Source organism: Huijunlia imazamoxiresistens (assembly GCF_037132455.1).
In the GTDB taxonomy this organism is placed as follows: domain Bacteria; phylum Bacteroidota; class Bacteroidia; order Chitinophagales; family Chitinophagaceae; genus Flavisolibacter; species Flavisolibacter imazamoxiresistens.
In genome coordinates this window covers 250,937-268,422 of sequence record NZ_JBBBEI010000008.1, presented here as the reverse complement: position 1 = coordinate 268,422, position 17,486 = coordinate 250,937, and the positions used below count along the sequence as shown (strand labels likewise).

16 protein-coding genes are annotated in these 17,486 nt (G+C 55.1%); 4 read left to right on the top strand and 12 right to left on the bottom strand.

Features of this window, described 5'->3' with window-relative positions:
• Positions 1-78 precede the first annotated feature (78 nt).
• Entirely contained in the window at positions 79-216 is a 138-nt protein-coding gene (locus tag V9K67_RS12655) for a hypothetical protein (protein ID WP_336722965.1), read from the top strand.
• Positions 217-655: 439 nt separating this feature from the next.
• On the opposite strand, the gene V9K67_RS12650 is transcribed toward V9K67_RS12655, so the two are convergent.
• The 12 genes from V9K67_RS12650 to pstS all read right to left on the bottom strand — a co-directional run bounded on the left by V9K67_RS12650 (position 656) and on the right by pstS (position 11,948).
• A complete protein-coding gene (locus V9K67_RS12650; RefSeq protein WP_336722964.1) occupies positions 656-1,078 on the bottom strand; it encodes a hypothetical protein in 423 nt (140 codons plus the stop codon).
• Between the two features lie 10 nt (positions 1,079-1,088).
• Positions 1,089-1,985, bottom strand: a complete 897-nt coding sequence (locus V9K67_RS12645; RefSeq protein ID WP_336722963.1) for a hypothetical protein — start codon at positions 1,983-1,985, stop codon at positions 1,089-1,091.
• A gap of 53 nt (positions 1,986-2,038) precedes the next feature.
• Positions 2,039-2,593, bottom strand: coding sequence for an RNA polymerase sigma factor (locus V9K67_RS12640; RefSeq protein ID WP_336722961.1), 555 nt, complete (start codon positions 2,591-2,593; stop codon positions 2,039-2,041).
• A gap of 200 nt (positions 2,594-2,793) precedes the next feature.
• Positions 2,794-3,849 (bottom strand): UDP-glucose 4-epimerase GalE, encoded by a 1,056-nt coding sequence (gene galE / locus V9K67_RS12635; protein WP_336722958.1) that lies wholly within the window; start codon positions 3,847-3,849, stop codon positions 2,794-2,796.
• Positions 3,850-3,891: 42 nt separating this feature from the next.
• Positions 3,892-5,088, bottom strand: a complete 1,197-nt coding sequence (locus V9K67_RS12630; RefSeq protein ID WP_336722955.1) for an inorganic phosphate transporter — start codon at positions 5,086-5,088, stop codon at positions 3,892-3,894.
• 133 nt (positions 5,089-5,221) lie between these two features.
• Positions 5,222-5,866, bottom strand: a complete 645-nt coding sequence (locus V9K67_RS12625) for a DUF47 domain-containing protein (RefSeq protein WP_336722952.1) — start codon at positions 5,864-5,866, stop codon at positions 5,222-5,224.
• Positions 5,867-6,107: 241 nt separating this feature from the next.
• Positions 6,108-7,370: a porin gene (locus V9K67_RS12620; RefSeq protein WP_336722949.1), complete on the bottom strand. Its 1,263-nt coding sequence runs from the start codon at positions 7,368-7,370 to the stop codon at positions 6,108-6,110.
• Positions 7,371-7,501: 131 nt separating this feature from the next.
• Entirely contained in the window at positions 7,502-8,164 is a 663-nt protein-coding gene (phoU, locus tag V9K67_RS12615; protein ID WP_336722948.1) for a phosphate signaling complex protein PhoU, read from the bottom strand.
• Between the two features lie 108 nt (positions 8,165-8,272).
• Complete coding sequence (pstB, locus tag V9K67_RS12610; protein ID WP_336722946.1) at positions 8,273-9,031, bottom strand: phosphate ABC transporter ATP-binding protein PstB; 759 nt, start codon at positions 9,029-9,031, stop codon at positions 8,273-8,275.
• Complete coding sequence (gene pstA / locus V9K67_RS12605) at positions 9,013-9,858, bottom strand: phosphate ABC transporter permease PstA (protein WP_336722944.1); 846 nt, start codon at positions 9,856-9,858, stop codon at positions 9,013-9,015. The genes pstB and pstA overlap by 19 nt, the downstream gene beginning before the upstream one ends.
• A 2-nt stretch (positions 9,859-9,860) precedes the next feature.
• Positions 9,861-10,757 (bottom strand): phosphate ABC transporter permease subunit PstC, encoded by an 897-nt coding sequence (pstC, locus tag V9K67_RS12600; RefSeq protein ID WP_336722943.1) that lies wholly within the window; start codon positions 10,755-10,757, stop codon positions 9,861-9,863.
• Positions 10,758-10,844: 87 nt separating this feature from the next.
• Positions 10,845-11,948 carry a phosphate ABC transporter substrate-binding protein PstS gene (gene pstS / locus V9K67_RS12595; RefSeq protein ID WP_336722942.1) on the bottom strand — a complete coding sequence of 368 codons (1,104 nt, stop codon included), beginning with the start codon at positions 11,946-11,948 and terminating at the stop codon, positions 10,845-10,847.
• Positions 11,949-12,166: 218 nt separating this feature from the next.
• On the opposite strand from pstS, the gene V9K67_RS12590 reads away from it, so the two are divergent.
• The 3 genes from V9K67_RS12590 to V9K67_RS12580 all read left to right on the top strand — a co-directional run bounded on the left by V9K67_RS12590 (position 12,167) and on the right by V9K67_RS12580 (position 17,403).
• Positions 12,167-12,982: a universal stress protein gene (locus V9K67_RS12590; RefSeq protein ID WP_336722940.1), complete on the top strand. Its 816-nt coding sequence runs from the start codon at positions 12,167-12,169 to the stop codon at positions 12,980-12,982.
• A gap of 160 nt (positions 12,983-13,142) precedes the next feature.
• On the top strand, positions 13,143-15,944 hold the full coding sequence (locus tag V9K67_RS12585; protein WP_336722938.1) for a TonB-dependent receptor: 2,802 nt from the start codon (positions 13,143-13,145) through the stop codon (positions 15,942-15,944).
• 46 nt (positions 15,945-15,990) lie between these two features.
• Positions 15,991-17,403, top strand: a complete 1,413-nt coding sequence (locus tag V9K67_RS12580; RefSeq protein ID WP_336722937.1) for a hypothetical protein — start codon at positions 15,991-15,993, stop codon at positions 17,401-17,403.
• Positions 17,404-17,486 lie beyond the last annotated feature (83 nt).

The window sequence follows — 17,486 nt, the reverse complement described above, 5'->3', positions numbered from 1 at the left end:
CCGAAGTGGTGCAGGGAAGTGAAAGAGTGTCGCTGAAGCTGCTGAAGCAAGGCAATTAATAACAGGATGTCCTCTATCATGATTATAGGACCGGCCGGAAGGCCGGTCCTTTTTTTTGTGCCCTGCCGTCTGGAAGCCATAGACGATATCAAGAAGCTGATGCACCAGAGCAGCCGGTTCATCAGCCTGAGCGGGTGGAAGGAAGGACCGATGTAGCCCCAAACGGCCTTATCCGGATCAGTGGCGATTATCAGCCGGGCATCTACCTGATAGCAGTAAGGCCGGGAAAAATCAGGCGGACCTTAAAGCTGGTGAAGCTGTCCAATAAAGCGGCGGCTTCTTTGTTATTATACCAGCTGAAGGTTGCGCGGGATTTTGTTAAAAATTTCTAAAAGGGAAAAGAGAGCACCTCCTGAAGAGCTTTTGGAGCGGTTATTGGTAAAAAGAGAGAGCAAAATAATTTGAAAAGAGAATGACCGATCTGCGATAGAAGAAAATACATATAGAACGACCTGGGTGTTTTTCGGGATTATATTGGCCCTCAATAGTTAACCGACACACCACCTATAAAAAAAAGAAGGCCCGCTCTTGAAAGAGCCGGCCGTTGCTAACCTATGAAAAACACCAAGGTCAAATATAGTGCATATTGCCGTATTTACTGCAATATGCTTTCAATTCTTTTATTAAATCGGTCATTTTTATTTTGCATCCGCTCCTGTCTTACCTTTTTCACTTCGTCTACAAAGTCCCGTTCATACGTAAAAACGTCATTACTACGCTTTTCGCCGATGATCGGACGAAACTGGTCGCGGTACTGTAAGCGCAGCTCCACGATCTTTTGCTGCAGCACCAGCCGGTCGCCGCTGAAATCCCTTGCGATCTTGCGTTGGTCCTTTACATAATTCAGGAAAACCGGTCCAAAGCGTTCGGCTTCGGCCCGCGACAGGCCTAAGCGCTTTTGTATGGATTCGGTCATAAGTTCCCGGATCTTTTCTCCGCCTGCATCGTGGCCGCCCTGGGCCAGGGTGGCAGTGGACAAAAGAAGGAAAAAGGAAAGCAGGTATAAAAGTCTCTTCATATAAAGCTTGTTAATTAATGATGGATAGGTCTTCGTTGTCGGAAGGCACCTGGTTTAAAAAGGCATCCAGCTCGTTGTCCGGTACGTTGGACAACTGCCGGCGCACATCGTTCTGGGCCTTTCCGGAAGCGGTTTCCTGTCCCGTGAGGGTCTTTGCGTCGGCCTGTTGGATAAATTCTTCCAGGTCCTGGTTGGTAACGTTTTTCAATTTGTTGGCGATCCATTGCTGCGGGTGGCTTACCAGGTCGGCGGTGGATTTATTGTCCTTATTGAAAAGCAGCAGGCCCCCCAACGCGATCGCCCCGGTTACCACGGCTGCCGCCGCATACCGCATCCATTTCCCCAGCCGCATGGACACCAGCCGGCCGCCGCTGCCGCCGGTAGCGGTCACCTTCGCCAGTACCGTTGCGGGGAATTGCTCAAAATATCCTTCCGGCGCCTGGTAGGGCGTCAACCGGGCCCCCTGTTGCAATAGGGGGGACAGTTGCTCTTCCTGCACCAGGGAGGAAAGTCCGTCCAGGGATTGTTCAAAATAATTTGCGGGCACCGAATAAGGTGTCTGGCGGGAGATCCCGGCCAGGAGCGGGGAGAGCGCCTGCAATTCTTCGGTCACCTCATTTGGCTGCTGTTGCGGCTCCCGTACCTTGGAAAGGATGGAAGCGGCCAGTCCGTCGAAATAGCCTTCAGGAACCGAAAACGCAGGGTTGCGCGAAATGCCTGCCAGCAACGGGGGGGCTTCTTGCTCTGCGCCGCCGGTGGCCGCCTGCTGCTCCCGGATTCTTAAAAGCACCGAGTCGGCCAGCCCATCAAAATACCCTTCCGGGACCGTGTAGGTCCGGGGGACTTCTGGGGGAAGGTTGCTGTTCAGTTCTTTCAGTTCGTTCCGTATGTCATTCCTGTTTTTCATTATCGACCATTAAGACCCGGAGGGGGTCTGAAAGTTTAATAATCAAAAAAAAATTAATGATTAAGGATGTAATCCTCAATTTTCTTGGCCGCATGATGGTAGCTGGCTTTCAGGGCGCCTTCGCTGGTTTCCAGCACCCGGCTCATCTGCTCATACGGCATCTCGTCGTAGTACCTGAGGTTGAATACAATGCGCTGTTTTTCAGGTAGCTGCTGTATCGCCAACTGCAGTTTCCATTCCAGTTTGTTGGCGTCAAAACCTTTGTCGGCCTTGATTTTATTGCTTAGCCCGGTTTCCACGTCGCTGAGCGACACGGCCGAGCGCTTTTTCTGTCCTTCCAAAAAGGTCAGGCTTTCGTTGGTGGCGATCCGGTACAGCCAAGTGTAGAGCTGGGCGTCTTCCCGGAAATTCTGCAAGCCGTTCCATACCCGGATGAAAACGTTTTGCAGCACATCGTTGGCATCGTCGTGGTCCACGACCATGCGGCGGATGTGCCAGTACAGCTTTTCCTGGTATTTTTTGATAATAGTGGTAAATGCCCCTTCTTTGGTTTCCGGGTTCCGGAACTGGATCAACAATTCGGTATCTGAGCGGTCCGCTAATGCCATGAATATTCCTCCTGCGTAAAGATAACGCCCTGCGTGGGAATTGGTTAATTGGGATATTGGTTAATTGGTTAATTGGGTATTGGGGTATTCGGCTGGAGGCCCCTAAAAAAATAGGGAAGCATGGTGACTTCCCTATTTTTTAGAATGTATTTCTGTCGGAGGGTATTCCTAATACCCTAATTAACCAATTAACGAATTCCTCAATTAAATTGGGATTTGCTGGGGTCAAAAAGCTTCTCGTCCTCTTTCAGCCGTACTTCCCATTTCCAGGCGGTCGACATCATGTCGTCGAGGGACAGCTGTGGGTCCCAGCCCAGGTTTTGCTTTGCCTTGTCGTTATTGGCGTAGATGGCCACTACGTCGCCCGGGCGGCGGGGGCCGATCTCGTAATTGAGCTTCTGGCCGCTCACCTTTTCAAAGGTGTTGATGGCTTCCAGTACCGTTACGCCGTTGCCGGTACCCAGGTTGAACACCTCGCAGCTCGAGCTGTTCCGGCCTTCCTGCAGGTATTTGATGGCCAGGGTGTGGGCGTGGGCGATGTCGCATACATGGATATAGTCGCGCAGGCAGCTGCCGTCGCGGGTAGGGTAGTCGTTGCCCCACACCATCATCTTGGGCAGCTTGCCGATGGCGGTCTGGGTAATGGCCGGCACCAGGTTCTGGGGGCGTCCTACCGGCAGCTCGCCGATCAGGGCCGAGGGGTGGGCGCCTACCGGGTTGAAATAGCGCAGCAGGATGCATTGGGTGCCGGTGCTTTTGCGGAACTCGTTGAGGATCTGCTCGCCCATCTGCTTGGTGAAGCCGTAGGGCGACTCCGCCGGCTTGGGGGAGGTTTCCTCGGTCACCATGGTCTCGTCGGGGTTGCCGTAAACGGTGCAGGACGAGGAAAACACAAACCAGGGCGTATGGAACTCCTGCACGCATTTCAGCAGGTTGATCAGCGAAACGAGGTTGTTCTCGAAATACATCAGGGGCTTTTCCACCGATTCGCCCACCGCTTTATAGGCGGCGAAATGGATGATGCCGGCGATGTCTTCGTTTTCCTGGAAAATGGCAAAAGTATCATCGTAGCTGCACAGGTCGACCTTGTAGTGCTTTACGGGCTTGCCGGTGATCTCTTCAATCCCTTTTAAGATGCCGGGATTGGAGCGCACGTTGTTATCCACGCAGATGACGTCGTACCCGCTTTCAATAAGGTCAACCAGGGTGTGGGAGCCGATGTAGCCGCAACCACCCGTAACTAAGATTTTTGCCATTGGTTCTGTTTATAGGCCAAAACTCGGAAATATCACCAAGATTTATTCGAAAAAGTGGAATACATAGTACACAATGGCGGCCAGCAGCGCGCTCACCGGGATGGTCAGGATCCAGGCCCACAGCAGGTTGATGGTGACCCCCCAGCGTACGGCCGACAGGCGCTTGGTGGCGCCCACGCCCATGATGGAGCCGGTGATGGTATGGGTGGTACTTACCGGGATTTTAAGCGACTCGGTCACAAACAGGGTGATGGCCCCGGCCGTTTCGGCGGCCACCCCTTCGAAGGGCGTTACCTTGGTAATGCGGGTGCCCATGGTCTTGATGATCTTCCAGCCACCGCTGAGCGTACCGAGACTGATGGCCGAATAACAGGCCAGCGGTACCCAGAATACCATATGGTCGATGCTGTAATGGGCCGGGTCGTAGGCGGCCAGGGCGGCCATGATGATCCCCATCACCTTTTGGGCGTCGTTGCCGCCGTGGCCGATGCTGAAGGCCGCCGAGGACACCAGTTGCAGGCGTTTGAACCAGGCCGTGCCTGCCGCCGCATTCAGCGTATTGAGCCAGAAGGTAAAGACGGCCATGATGGTAACGATAAAGGCCAGCAGGATCCATTTAAAGTTTTTGGAAAAGAACACCACTTTCCAGACATACGATTCGTAATGCGACTGGATTTTGGTGGCGTCGGTCTCCAGGTTGGCATACAGCGCATAGAGCACTGCTGCGATGATCGCCATAGACAGTATCCGTGGACCCATGGTTTTGCGGAACGAGTAAATGAACCAGATGGAAATGATAAAGGCCATGAGCATGCCCACCAGGGGCGCCAGCAGGATAAAGGAAGCGGTTTTGATCACCGGTTCGGAGTTGATGGCCCCGAAGCCGCCGTGCGCAATGGCCGCGCCTGCAAAGCCGCCGATGAGGGTATGCGAGGAAGAGGAGGGGATGCCGAACCACCAGGTAAACAGGTTCCAGGCAATGGCGGCAATAAGGCCCGAAAACACCACGGGCAGGGTGATCCAGTCTTCCTTGACCGTTTTGGCGATGGTGTTGGCCACGCCGTGGTCCTTAAAAATAAAAAAAGCAGCAAAGTTGAACAGTGCTGCCCAGAGAACCGCCTGGAAAGGCGTAAGCACCTTGGTCGAGACGACCGTGGCAATGGAGTTGGCGGCATCATGAAAGCCGTTAATATAATCGAAGATCAATGCCAGTGCTATGATAACAACAAGAAATGTCATAACTATAAAGTACAAGTGTAAAAATAGACCTGTGCGAAAAGATAGATGAAAATTTTAATAAAAGAGGGCAGCCCGGGTTGCTGGCGGGTTTATGCTGCCATTTTTTTTCCAATGGACCCGGATGCCTGCTGCATCAGGCGTATTTTACAATGATGCTTTCAATTACATTGGCGGCGTCTTCGCATTTGTCGGTAACGTCTTCGAGCACCTGGTACATTTCGCGTTTTTTCAGGATCTCGCGGGCATCCATTTCCATGCTGAACAGGCGTTCGATATAGATGTCGCTGATGTCGTCGGCCTGGTTCTCGAGGCTGTTGATCTTTACCAGGGCGTCGGTGATATTGCGCATATTCTTCATGTCGCGCAGCTCCATCACCGCTTTACGTACTTCCTTGGTGGCCTGGCATACCAGGTCGGTCAGCTTGTGGATGGCTTCGTCCTTGATGTCGACGTGGTACAGCTTGATCTTCTTGGCGCAGGAGTAGATGTAGTCGGCGATATCGTCGAGGGCGGTAGCCAGCAGGTGGATGTCTTCGCGGTCGAAGGGGGTAATGAAGTTGCGGCCCAGTTCGGTAAAGATTTTGTGGGTCAGCTCATCATTGGCATGCTCCAGGTCTTCAATGGGCTGGGTTAAGGTAGCCCGCACGTTCCGATCGGGTTCTTTTACAAGGGCGGACAGCTTTTCGGCCATCAGTGCCCCGTTGGTAGCTGCCTGCTCGAACAAATTATAAAAAACTTTGTCCTTCGGCATGAAAAATTTCATAAATGAGCTTGCCATAGAGTCTTGTTTAAAATATGTGCGAAATTAAGTGGAAGCGGTCGCAGGACCGGAACCGGGGCTAAAATTAATGATTAGTTAATATAGCCTTAATAATTAGGCAATATTCGCACCGCATATGATAAACGGTTCCTATGCACCTCTGCGTCCCTGGCGGGCTTGGGGCTCCCGGCGGGCCCGGCAGGGGCAACAAAAAAGGCCGGAACGGCCGGCCTTTTTTGTTGATTGCGTTACTGTCCTATTAAAAGTTCAGCTGGGCCTGCAGGCGCAGCAGTTGTCCTTTCTGCCGGTTGTTCATCTTGCTGAAATCCTCGAACGTCCGGTCGGAGATGGTGTATTGGGCCACCAGCTCGAAGGCCCTGAAGGGTTGCCATTCAACGCCGAACTCGCATTCCTTCACTTTGTAGCTCCGGGCGTCGGTCTCGTGCTTTTTGCCGCCATCGTAGTATTGGAGGCGTACAAAGGGATAAATAAATTGCTTGTTGGCCTGCAGCAGGTAGTTGAAGGTGGCATAGCCGCCCTTCAGGTTGCGGGTTTCGATGGTGCCGGTGTATTTATTGAACTGGGGACCGCGGCCAAAATTGTACTCGGCCTGGATGCCGAAAGGCTTGGGATACAGCACCAGGGAGCCGGCCACCCGTTCGTCGCGGTAGCTGCCGCCGTCCTGGATTTTTACGCCCGAGGTCATCTGGTCGCTGGTCACTACATAGCGTCCTTTATAGGCCTGGATCGAAGGTTCGATGATCTGCGAGCCGACCTCGAAGGGATAGGTCAGGCGGGCCACCACGTGCAGGTTGTTGTTTTGCTCGGGTTTGTTGGCGGTTTGGCCGTTGAAGACGCCGAAGCCGAACACGCCGTAATCGCCGGAGCCTTTGAGGCCTTCGCTGACCAGTGAGGAAAAGCGCTTGCGGATCTTGTCGGGCGCCCAATAGAAAAAGCCGGCGATGTCGCGTTCATTAGAGAAGGCGCTGTTCAGGGCGTCGTTACGGTCGAGGGGCAGGCGGTTCTGACTGGACTGCATGTTCTCGAAACCGAAGGGAATCTTGCTTTGCCCCAGGCGCAGGCGGAATTCATTCTTTTTATCGATACCCAGGTCGATATAGGCGTCGCGGATCTGGGCGAAGTTCAGGGCAGTGGAGGAGGCATTGCTGGCGAAGTCGGGCTGGATATAGAAGTACACGCGCTCGTGGATCTGGCCGAAGAAGATGATGCGGGCGCGGCGGATGAACAGGCCGCCGTTCTCACCTATGGAGCGGTCGCACTGGTCACATTTTAATTTGGGGTTGGTTTCCAGCAGGCGGTTGTAGCGCACCTGTACATAGCCCCTCACGGAAATATTCTCATACCACTTTTTGGGCTTGGGCTTGCCGTCCTCCGCGGCGGGTTGGAGGAAGGTTTTTTGTTCTGCAGGGACGATGGTCTGCGGGGCTGCGTTGGTGGCAGTGTCTGTTTGTCCGTAAGCCCCGAGCGAACAAAGCACCAGGCCGATTAACAATTTTTTCATGATAATTTAATGATAGATCAAAGGTACCTGCCTTAAATTTTAATGCCCGGTTCCCTATTTTAAGTAATTATTAAGTTTCCAATAATTAATTAAAAAGAGTACCGGGCATTGGGGCTGCAGGCGGCCGTTGCCTACTTTTTATGGGAATGTTTGATCACTTTGGCTTCCACATAAAAGATAATTTCTTCCGCAATATTCTTGGCCTGGTCGCCGATGCGTTCCAGCTTGCGGATGATGGAGAGGGCGTAGAGCGCCTGGTCGATATCTTCGGGATGGACCTTCAAATAATCGATGACGTTCTCGTTGGCGCTGCGGTTGATCTTGTCCAGGGTTTCGTCCTTGGCGAAGATGCCCCGGGCCAGGGCGGTATTCTCGGCCTGGAAGGCGCCTTTGGTTTCTTCCAGCATCCGGATACCGGCGTCGAACATTTCGATCACCTGCGTTTTATCCAGCAGGTCCTGGGCAAAGGGCTGGTCGGCATTGATCACGAACTTGGCCACGGCCTCCGCGATGTCGCCGGTACGTTCCAGGTTGGAGTTGATCTTGAGGATCGCCAGCAGGAACCGCAGGTCGATGGCTACGGGCGAGAACAGGGCGAATACATTTTCGCAATCCCAGTCGATCTGTATTTCGGTGGCATTCACCCTTTTCTCCATGAACACCACTTCGCGGGCCAGGTCCTTATCGAAATTCAGCAGGGACGACAGCGACTTTTGCAGCTGCGATAATACCAGGTCCCACATCAGGAGGATGCCTTCCCGGACCGCTTTTATATCTGATTCTAAATGCGACATACTGTGTGTTTTTTGCTTCAGTGGTGATGGGTCGATGATCATAGGTCAATAGTCATTAGTCATTAGTCAATTTTCCGGAAAGTAACTCAGGAACTCAGGAACTTGAAGTTAGCTGAACCTGCCTGTAATATAGTTCTGCGTCCGGCTGTCCTTGGGATTGGTGAACATGGATTTGGTGGATTCGTACTCCACCAGCTCGCCCATGTAAAAGAAGGCCGTCTTGTCGCTGACGCGGGCCGCCTGCTGCATGTTGTGGGTAACGATGATCAGCGTATAGTTCTGTTTCAGCTCGTACAGCAGGTTCTCGATGCCGGCGGTGGAAATGGGGTCGAGGGCCGAGGTGGGCTCGTCGAGCAGCAGCACTTCGGGCTCCATGGCAATGGCGCGGGCAATGCACAGGCGCTGTTGCTGGCCGCCGGAAAGGAAGGTGCCTTTTTTGTGCAGGGAGTCCTTCACCTCGTTCCACAGGGCGGCCTTGGTGAGCGACTCCTCCACGATGCGGTCCTTGTCGGCCTTGGGCAGCTTCATGCCGTTCAGCTTATAGCCGGCGATCACGTTGTCGTAGATACTGAGGTTGGGGAAGGGGTTGGGGCGCTGGAACACCATGCCGATCTTCAGGCGTACGAAGATGGGGTGCATGCCGTAGACGTCGTCTTCGTTGAGGAACATCTTGCCCGCGCTGGTGGCGCCGGGAATGAGTTCGTGCATGCGGTTGATGCAGCGCAGGAAGGTGGTTTTGCCGCAGCCCGAAGGACCCATGACGGCGATGACGTTGTTTTTCGGAATTTCAATATCCACGTTCTTAACCACGTGGTTGCCGCCGAAGTAGGCGTTGAAATCCGTGCAGCTTATAATTGGACGTTCCATTTTTTGGAGATCAGCTTTGTTGAGATGTTTAAGATTAAGATCCAGACCAGTAAGATCAGCGAAGCGCCCCAGGCCAGGTTGTGCCATTCGTCGTAGGGCGAGGTGGCGTAGTTGAAGATCAGCAGGGGCAGGCTTTGCATCGGCTTGGTGATGTTGGCGGTCAGGTAAGGGTTGCCGAAGGCGGTGAACAGCAGGGGAGCGGTTTCGCCGGCAATGCGGGCCACCCCCAGCATGGCGCCCGACAGGATGCCGCTCATGCCGCAGGGAACGATCACCTTCAAAATCACCTTGTGATAGGGCAGTCCCAGCGCCAGGCCGGCTTCCTTGAGGGTCGAGGGCAGCAGCTTGAGGGTTTCTTCGGTGGAGCGGATGACGATGGGCAGCATCATGATGGCCAGGGCCACGCTCCCCGACAGGGCCGAAAAGGTGCCCAGGGGTTTTACCAGCCAGAAGTAAATGACGATCCCCACCACGATGGAGGGAACACCCTGCAGGATGTCCACCGCCAGCCCGCTCCAGTAGGCGAGCTTCGTATTGCGGTTCTCGCTCAGGTAAATGCCGCAGAAGATGCCCAAAGGAATAGCTATAAGGGCCGCCGCGGTAATGATGATCAGGCTGCCCAAAAGCGCGTTGGCGATGCCGCCGCCGCTTTCGCCCACCGGTTTGGGCAGGTTCACGATAAAGTCCCAGTTGACCTTCGTAATGCCTTCCCGGATCACGAAGAACAGGATGAAGACCAGGGGCAGGGTGATCAGGAAAGCAAAAAAGAGGATCAGCCCTTTGAACAGGTTGCTCTTGGCAATGCGGTATTTTAATTTTGCTTCCATAACTATTCGGTTGTAAAGCGTTTGATGATCCGTTTGCCGATGATGTTGATCACCACCGTTACCAGGAAGAGGACGAGGCCCAGCTCGATGAGGGCGGAGAGGTAAATGGTGCGGTCGGCTTCGGTAAATTCGTTGGCGATGACGCTGGCCATGGTATTGCCGGGGGCGAAGATGCTGTCGGGGATGATGCTGGTGTTGCCGATGACCATGGTCACGGCCATGGTTTCCCCCAGGGCCCTGCCCAGCGACAGCAGGATGCCGGCAAAAAGGCCCGACCGGGTGTAGGGCACCGACACGTGCCGGATCACCTCGTAGCGGGTGGCGCCCAGCGAATAAGCGCCTTCCTTGAGGCTGGAGGGCACCATGCGGATCATCTCGCGGCCCAGGGAGGCGGCATACGGAATGATCATGATGGCCAGTACCAGCGAAGCGGTGAAGATGCCGATGCCGTAAGGGGTGACGCCCATTTTGGTTTCGAGGTTGCGTACGATCGGCACCAGCACCACCAGCGCCCAGAATCCGTAAATTACCGAGGGAACGGCGGCAATGAGTTCGACAATGTTTTTCAGCGTGTTGGAAAGCCAGCCCTTGGTGTTGTATTCGCCCAGGTAAACGGCGATGGCAAAGGAAAAGGGGAGGGAGATGAACAGGGCCAGGAAGGAGGTCAGCAGCGTGCCTAACAGGAAGGGATAAGCGCCGTAAACATCGCTGACCGGGTCCCAGGTCTTGCCCCAGAGGTAACTGATTCCCAGGTGTTTCAGCGAGGGGATCGACTGCACCACCAGTGTCAGGAACAGGCCGGTCACCAGTACCACCAGCACCAGGGCGGTAAGGATCAGCGTTCGCTGGAACACTTTCTCCATGCGGACGGTGCCCTGGGAGAATTTTACTTTTTTCACGGGAATAGTGGTTGCGTTATGTGCAAAGCACTTATCCCCGGATTGACCGTCGGAGATAAGTGCTGTAGGATTGTTATTCATAGATCCTTATTGTTGTAAGATGGTCTTTCCGTCGTAGGTGGCCGACTTCAGGATGGTTTCCGCTACGGTAACGGCAGCAGGGGAAAGGGGTGCATAGTGCAGGCTTTCGCAGTACTGTTGCCCTTCGTGGATGTTCCACCACAGCAGCTTCACCAGGCTGGTGGCTTTTTCGGCGTCGCGGTTGTTGTACTTCTGTTCTTTATACAGCAGCGCCCAGGTAAACCCGCTGATCGGGTAGCCGTCGGCGGCATCGGTATTGGTCAGCGACACCTTGGCGTCGGCAGGCAGCTGGATGTTGCCGGCAGCGCTGGTAGAGGCTACCGAAGGCGTGATGAAGTTGCCGCTCTTGTTCCGGATCTTGGCATAGGCCATTTTGTTCTGCATGGCGTAGGCCAGCTCGATATAGCCGATGGCGCCGGGGGTTTGCTTGACCAGTCCGGCCACGCCTTCATTCCCCTTTCCGCCCAGCCCGGCAGGCCAGTTCACCGAAGAACCCTTGCCTACTTTCTTTTCCCAGGCGGGGCTTACCTTGGTCAGGTAGGTGGTAAAGATGTTGGTGGTGCCGCTGCCGTCGGAACGGTGGGCGATCACGATGGGCATATTGGGCAGCTGTACGCCGGGGTTCACGGCCGCTACCGGCGCATCGTTCCATTTTTTTACCAATCCCAGGTAGATGTCGGCCAGCAGGTCGGGCGTCAGTTTGATGGTATCTTTCAGTTCGGGCAGGTTGTAGCTCAGGACTACGGCGCCGGCGCACATGGGCACGTGCAGCACGGGCACTTCCATTTTTTGGGTCTGTTCTTCGTTCAGCGGCGCATCGGAAGCCCCGAAGTCCACCGTTTTATTGGTCAGCTGCAGGATGCCGCCGCCGGAACCGATGGATTGGTAGTTGACCCGCAGGCCCGTAGACTTGTTGTATTCTGAAAAAAGCTTGGAAAACAGCGGGTAGATAAAGGTGCTGCCGGCGCCCAGCAGGGTGCTTTTATCGCCGGAGGCCTCACCGGCCATGCTTTTGGGGTTACTTTCGGAGCCGTTGCAGGCCAGGAGGGACATAGACGCAGCCGCAACGCCCACAGTAAAGAGCTGTTTAATTCCAGATAAGATATTCATTGTGGTTAATTTAATCGGATCCTGTTGCAGCAGCCGGAACACTTCCCGCTGCTTTTGCTTGGTGGTTTTCAGGTACCGGATTGTATTTGCAGTGCAAGATATTTTCATTGCCAGGCTGCAAGGGTATAAAGTGTATTACCAAATTATTAATTCAAAATCTCAGCCCAAGCGGGCATCGCTTCTATTCGATAAATTGCTCGTTATTAATTATATATAGCGTGAAAAAGATAACGGTAGTTCTGAATGGCACCCTGCCGCCGCGGCACGTGATCGCCGCGGCCGTTCAGGCGGCCCGGGCAGGAGATGCGCTGCTGCATGGCGTGTTCCTGAATTGCGGGGAAACGGACGTCGATTACCCCTTTCCCAACGACCTGGCGCTGACCGGCTCCGGGCTGACCGCAGAAAGCGAGGCAATCGATACGGAGCGGCTGATTGCCGCCAATATACGCGTATTCCGCGATGAATGCACCGCGGCCGGTGTTTCCTGCATCTGCGACCAGTACGAGGAAACCTCCCTGGAACACCTGGTGCTCCAGAGCGTGTATTCCGACCTGGTCATGGCGGATGCCCGGGACGGGCGGGACGACTTTCCTTTAAAGGATTTACTGGTGGAGGCGCATTGCCCGGTTTACCTGGTGGCCCCGAATGCCGGGGAAGTGCAGCGGGTGTTCCTGGCCTATGACGGCAGCCCTTCCAGCATGTATGCGATAAAGATGTTCAGTTACCTGTTTCCCGAATGGTGTTCCCTGCCCACCTGCCTGCTGTCGGTGCAGGAAGGGGGCAACGGTCCTGTAAAGAATGAGCCTTATATCCGGGACTGGCTGCCGCTGCATTTCGGCCGGTTGGAAACCTGTACCCCCAGCGGCCCCGTGGCCCGTGAGCTGGTGCATTGCCTGGAGGAAGAGGCCCCCCGTTCGCTGGTGGTCATGGGCGCTTACGGGCGGGGCGTCGTTTCGCGCTTTTTCCACCAAAGTCTTGCCAATACTGTGACCCGGGAAACGGAGGCTTCTTTATTTATTGCCCACGAACGCTGAGGTTGGTAGCTCTCTATACAAGGAAATAAGGGCATTGGGGTATTCCGGTGTGTTTTTCCCGTGCCCGTAACATTTCCCTAACATTCCCTTCATCTTTCCTTAAACTTCGAGTAACGTTATCGTAACACCATCAGAGTTCCTTTGTGGAAATAACAAGCTGATGTTTACCCGTTCTTTTACACTCCTGCTCTTTCTCATTGGTTCCTTAACCGTGATGGCCCAGAACATAAGGCTGACCGGTAAAGTAGTTAATGATAAAAACGAGCCGCTGACCGGCGTGTCCGTCAGTGCCGGCGGCGCAGGAACCACCACCGATGTTGACGGAAACTACACGTTGTCCCTGACGCCCGGTAAAAAATACGAGCTTACGTTCTCCGCCGTGGGTTATGCGGTCAAGAAAATAAGCGAAACCGAAGTGGCCTCCGGCGCCTCCAATGTTTTAAATATTACCTTATCCGTTGCGGCCAGGGACCTGTCCGCGGTTACCGTTACCGCCGCCCGCTCTGCCCGCCGCGAATCGGTAAACTCCCTGATACAATTCCAGAAAAATACCAATACGGTGGCCCAGGTGGTATCGGCCGAACTCATTCGCCGCTCCCCCGACCGCAGCACCGGCGAAGTGCTGAAGCGCGTACCGGGCACCAGCGTCCAGGACGGCAAATACCTGATCGTACGGGGCCTTTCGGACCGCTACAACCAGGCCATGCTGAACGGCATCCTGCTCACCAGCACCGAAGCCGACCGCAAGACCTTTTCCTTCGACCTCTTCCCCGCTGCGGTGATCGACAACATCATCATCAACAAGGCGTTCGTGCCCGAGCTGCCCGGCGAATGGGCCGGCGGCCTGGTGCAGGTAAATACCAAGGATATCCCGGCCAAGGGCTTTTTCCAGGTACAGGCCGGCATCGGCGGCAACACTCAGACCATGGGCAAGGACTTTTACCGCTACAAGGGCGGCAAGTACGACTGGCTGGGCTTTGACGACGGTTCCCGCGGCCTGCCTTCCTCCTTTCCCCTGAAAGGCCAGTTCAACAGCCAGAACACCACGGTAGCGGACCGCATCGCTTATGGCAACAGCCTTCAGAATGTATGGTCCGCCGAGGGGGGCAACGCTCCTGTGAATACCTCCTTCCAGGTGAACGGCGGCTTCAATACCCGCGTATTGGGCAAGAAAGCCGGCGGCGTGCTGGCCCTGACCTACAGCCGCAGCAACCGCAACGTGGATTTTCAAAACTCCTTCTACAACATCAACGACGGCAAGGCCGACTCCAGCTTCCGCTACCAGAACAACCGCTATGCCCAGGACGTGCTCTGGGGCGCCCTCGGCAACCTGAGCATCCAGCTGGCCAACAACCACAAGATCAGCATCAAGAACCTGTTCAACGTCAACGCTTCGGATTACGCCACCCTGCGTACCGGCCGCGACTACGAAAGGGGACCCGACCAGCCCGAAAACGTCCGGGCCCGCGAGCTGGGTTTCCGCTCCACTATCTATAACAACTCACAGCTGATCGGCGAGCACAGCTTCGCTGCCGGCCGGCTGCGGGCCAAGTGGTACGGCGGCTTTACCATCCTGGACCAGTACACCCCCGACCAGCGCCGGATCCAGTACAACCAGGCGATCGGCGTACAGAACGCCCCCTACATCCTGCTGACCTCGGATAACATTTCCCAAAAATCCGGCAGCCGCTTTTTCTCCAACCTGAACGACTATATCTACAATGGCGGCGCCGACCTGTCGGGTACGGTAAATGCCTTTGGCTATAAGCAAACCATCAAGGCCGGATATGCCCTGCAGGTGCGGGACCGCCTGTTCGACTCCCGTCCGTTTGCGGCCTACCTGTACAAAAGCGACGCCTCCAACCTGGGTATGCTGACACAGGACGAAAGCACCATCTTCAGCCCCGAAAATTTCGATGCCAGCGACGACTACAAGTTCAAGTTCGGCGAGCTGACCAGCAACCGTTTCCGCTACATGGCCAACACCATCCTGAATGCCGGTTACCTGCAGTTCGACAACCAGTTCAGCGAAGCCATCCGCCTGGTGTGGGGCGCCCGCCTGGAACACTTTGACCAGGTAGTGGGCAGCATGCACACCAAGGACGACCGCCATGTGCACAACTCGGTGCTGGACGTACTGCCCGGCGTGAACCTGACGCTGAAAGTAAACGACCACACCAACGTACGCCTGTCGGGTTCGCAAACCGTGATCCGCCCCGAGCTGCGCGAACTGGCCAGCTTTGCCTTCTTCGACTTCGAACTGGGCGCCACCGTACTGGGCAACCCCAACCTGCAGCGCACCAAGGTCACCAATGCCGACCTGCGCTACGAGCTCTATCCCCGGGCCGGTGAAATGTTTACCGCCGGTGTGTTCTACAAGCGGTTCAAAAATCCCATCGAGCTGTATTTCAACCAGTCGGGCGCCGGCACCAGCAATACCTTCAACTACGTGAACGCCGCAAGGGCCACGGGCTTCGGCCTGGAAGTGGAAGGCCGCAAGAAGCTGGATTTCACCCCTTCGCTGGAACGCTTCACCCTGTCGGGCAACCTCTCCTACATCTTCAATAAAGTGCAGGACGAAGAGTTCAATATCGACCGCCCCATGCAGGGACAGTCGCCCTACGTGGTCAACCTGGCGCTGCAATACGATATCCAGAAAGCGGGCCTCAATACCACCCTGCTGTTCAACCAGATCGGCCGCCGGATCATTTACGTGGGCAACGACCAGATCCCCGCCATCTGGGAAAATCCCCGCCCCGTGCTGGACCTGCAGCTGGCCAAGAAGCTGCTGAACAACAAGGCGGAAGTGAAGCTGAACGTGTCGGATGCCCTCAACCGCCGCGCCTACTTCTACCACGACCTCGATAACAGCAAAAGCTTCCAAACCTCGAAGGACGCCATCGCCATCAACCGCAAGTACGGCACCTCCTTCAGCCTGGGCTTCACCTACAACATCAAGTAACCACCGAACCACAATACCTCAAAGCATCCATTCAAAAACCACAAGTATGAAGAAGATATTTTTATGCGCAATTTCCGCCGCCCTGTTCGCCTCCGGCTGCCGTAAGATCGTTGAAGACGGCGAAACCATTGTGATCAACAACCCTGGTGGCAGCAACAATACCACCGGCCAGACCATTACCCTTACCGGGAAGATCAATAAAGACACGGTACTAAGAGCCAATAACACCTACCTGCTGGAAGGCATGGTGTACATGACCAACAATGCCACCCTGACCATCGAGCCCGGCACCACCATCAAAGGCGCTTATACCGCCAGCAAAGTGGGCGGACTGGTGATCACCCGGGGTGCCAGGATCAATGCCAGGGGCACTGCCGAAAAGCCCATCGTATTTACCTCCAGCGCTGCTTCGCCGCATGCCGGCGACTGGGCCGGGATCGTGATCCTGGGAAAAGCTAAAGTCAATGCTTCGTACAACGGCCAGGCCGGCCTGGGTGAGATCGAAGGCGGCGTGAACGATGCCGACGGCAACGGCCTGTATGGCGGCACCGACGATACCGATTCTTCAGGCGCCCTGCAGTATGTGCGGATCGAGTATGCCGGTTACGCCTTCCTGCCCGATAAAGAGATCAACAGCCTTACCCTGGGTGGCGTGGGCAATAAAACCCGGATCGACCACGTACAGGTAAGCTATGCCAAGGACGATGCCTTCGAATGGTTTGGCGGCAGCGTGAATGCCTCTTACCTGATCGCTTACCGTACGCAGGACGATGACTTCGATACCGACAACGGTTTCAGCGGCAAGGTGCAGTTCGGCCTGGTCGTACGCGATTCTTCGGTAGCGGATATTTCGAAATCCGAAGCCATGGAAAGCGACAACGATGCCAACGGTACTTCGCTGACGCCGCAGACCAGCGCCGTGTTCAGCAACCTGACGCTGATCGGGCCCAAGGCCGCCCTGGGCAATACCGGCAATAGCAACTATCTGGCTGCCGTACAGATCCGCCGCAATTCTTCCATTTCCATTTTCAACTCGGTGATCCTGGGCTGGCCCATTGGCGTGCTGATCGACGGCAGCAAGGGCCGCTTTACCGAGCTGAATATTGCCGACAGCTCGCTGCGGATCCGCAACACCATCATTGCGGGCTGCGATGCCGCCGTGAAATATGCTGCCAATACCTCTACTCCTTCCGGAAAGACCGATGCCGACATGCTGACCTGGTTGAACACGCCCTTCTTTGGGAATACGATCTATTCCAAAGTGGATGATGCCCGTTTTGTTAATCCGTTCCAGTACACCAACCCTGACTATTCGCCTTTCGGAACATCCGCTGCGGCTACCGGCGCCAGCTTTGCCGATGCCAAGCTGAGTGGCATGAAGTCCGTAACCTTCCGTGGCGCTATTGCTGCCGCAGGCGAAGATGCCACCTGGTGGAAAGGTTGGACAAAGTTCAACTAACCAACGCCCTTCATTGTGGTTCATTCAGGCCGCTTCCGCTCTGTGCGGGGCGGCCTTTTTGTTGCTAAGAGGAAAAGAGGGGA

Coding starts and splice junctions, on each gene's coding strand:
- V9K67_RS12620 (WP_336722949.1), bottom strand. CDS start 7,370: ATGAAAAAATTGTTAATCGGCCTGGTGCTTTGTTCGCTCGGGGCTTAC.
- pstB (WP_336722946.1), bottom strand. CDS start 9,031: ATGGAACGTCCAATTATAAGCTGCACGGATTTCAACGCCTACTTCGGC.
- V9K67_RS12585 (WP_336722938.1), top strand. CDS start 13,143: ATGTTTACCCGTTCTTTTACACTCCTGCTCTTTCTCATTGGTTCCTTA.
- V9K67_RS12650 (WP_336722964.1), bottom strand. CDS start 1,078: ATGAAGAGACTTTTATACCTGCTTTCCTTTTTCCTTCTTTTGTCCACT.
- V9K67_RS12655 (WP_336722965.1), top strand. CDS start 79: ATGATTATAGGACCGGCCGGAAGGCCGGTCCTTTTTTTTGTGCCCTGC.
- pstA (WP_336722944.1), bottom strand. CDS start 9,858: ATGGAAGCAAAATTAAAATACCGCATTGCCAAGAGCAACCTGTTCAAA.
- V9K67_RS12625 (WP_336722952.1), bottom strand. CDS start 5,866: ATGGCAAGCTCATTTATGAAATTTTTCATGCCGAAGGACAAAGTTTTT.
- V9K67_RS12645 (WP_336722963.1), bottom strand. CDS start 1,985: ATGAAAAACAGGAATGACATACGGAACGAACTGAAAGAACTGAACAGC.
- pstS (WP_336722942.1), bottom strand. CDS start 11,948: ATGAATATCTTATCTGGAATTAAACAGCTCTTTACTGTGGGCGTTGCG.
- V9K67_RS12580 (WP_336722937.1), top strand. CDS start 15,991: ATGAAGAAGATATTTTTATGCGCAATTTCCGCCGCCCTGTTCGCCTCC.
- galE (WP_336722958.1), bottom strand. CDS start 3,849: ATGGCAAAAATCTTAGTTACGGGTGGTTGCGGCTACATCGGCTCCCAC.
- V9K67_RS12640 (WP_336722961.1), bottom strand. CDS start 2,593: ATGGCATTAGCGGACCGCTCAGATACCGAATTGTTGATCCAGTTCCGG.
- V9K67_RS12630 (WP_336722955.1), bottom strand. CDS start 5,088: ATGACATTTCTTGTTGTTATCATAGCACTGGCATTGATCTTCGATTAT.
- phoU (WP_336722948.1), bottom strand. CDS start 8,164: ATGTCGCATTTAGAATCAGATATAAAAGCGGTCCGGGAAGGCATCCTC.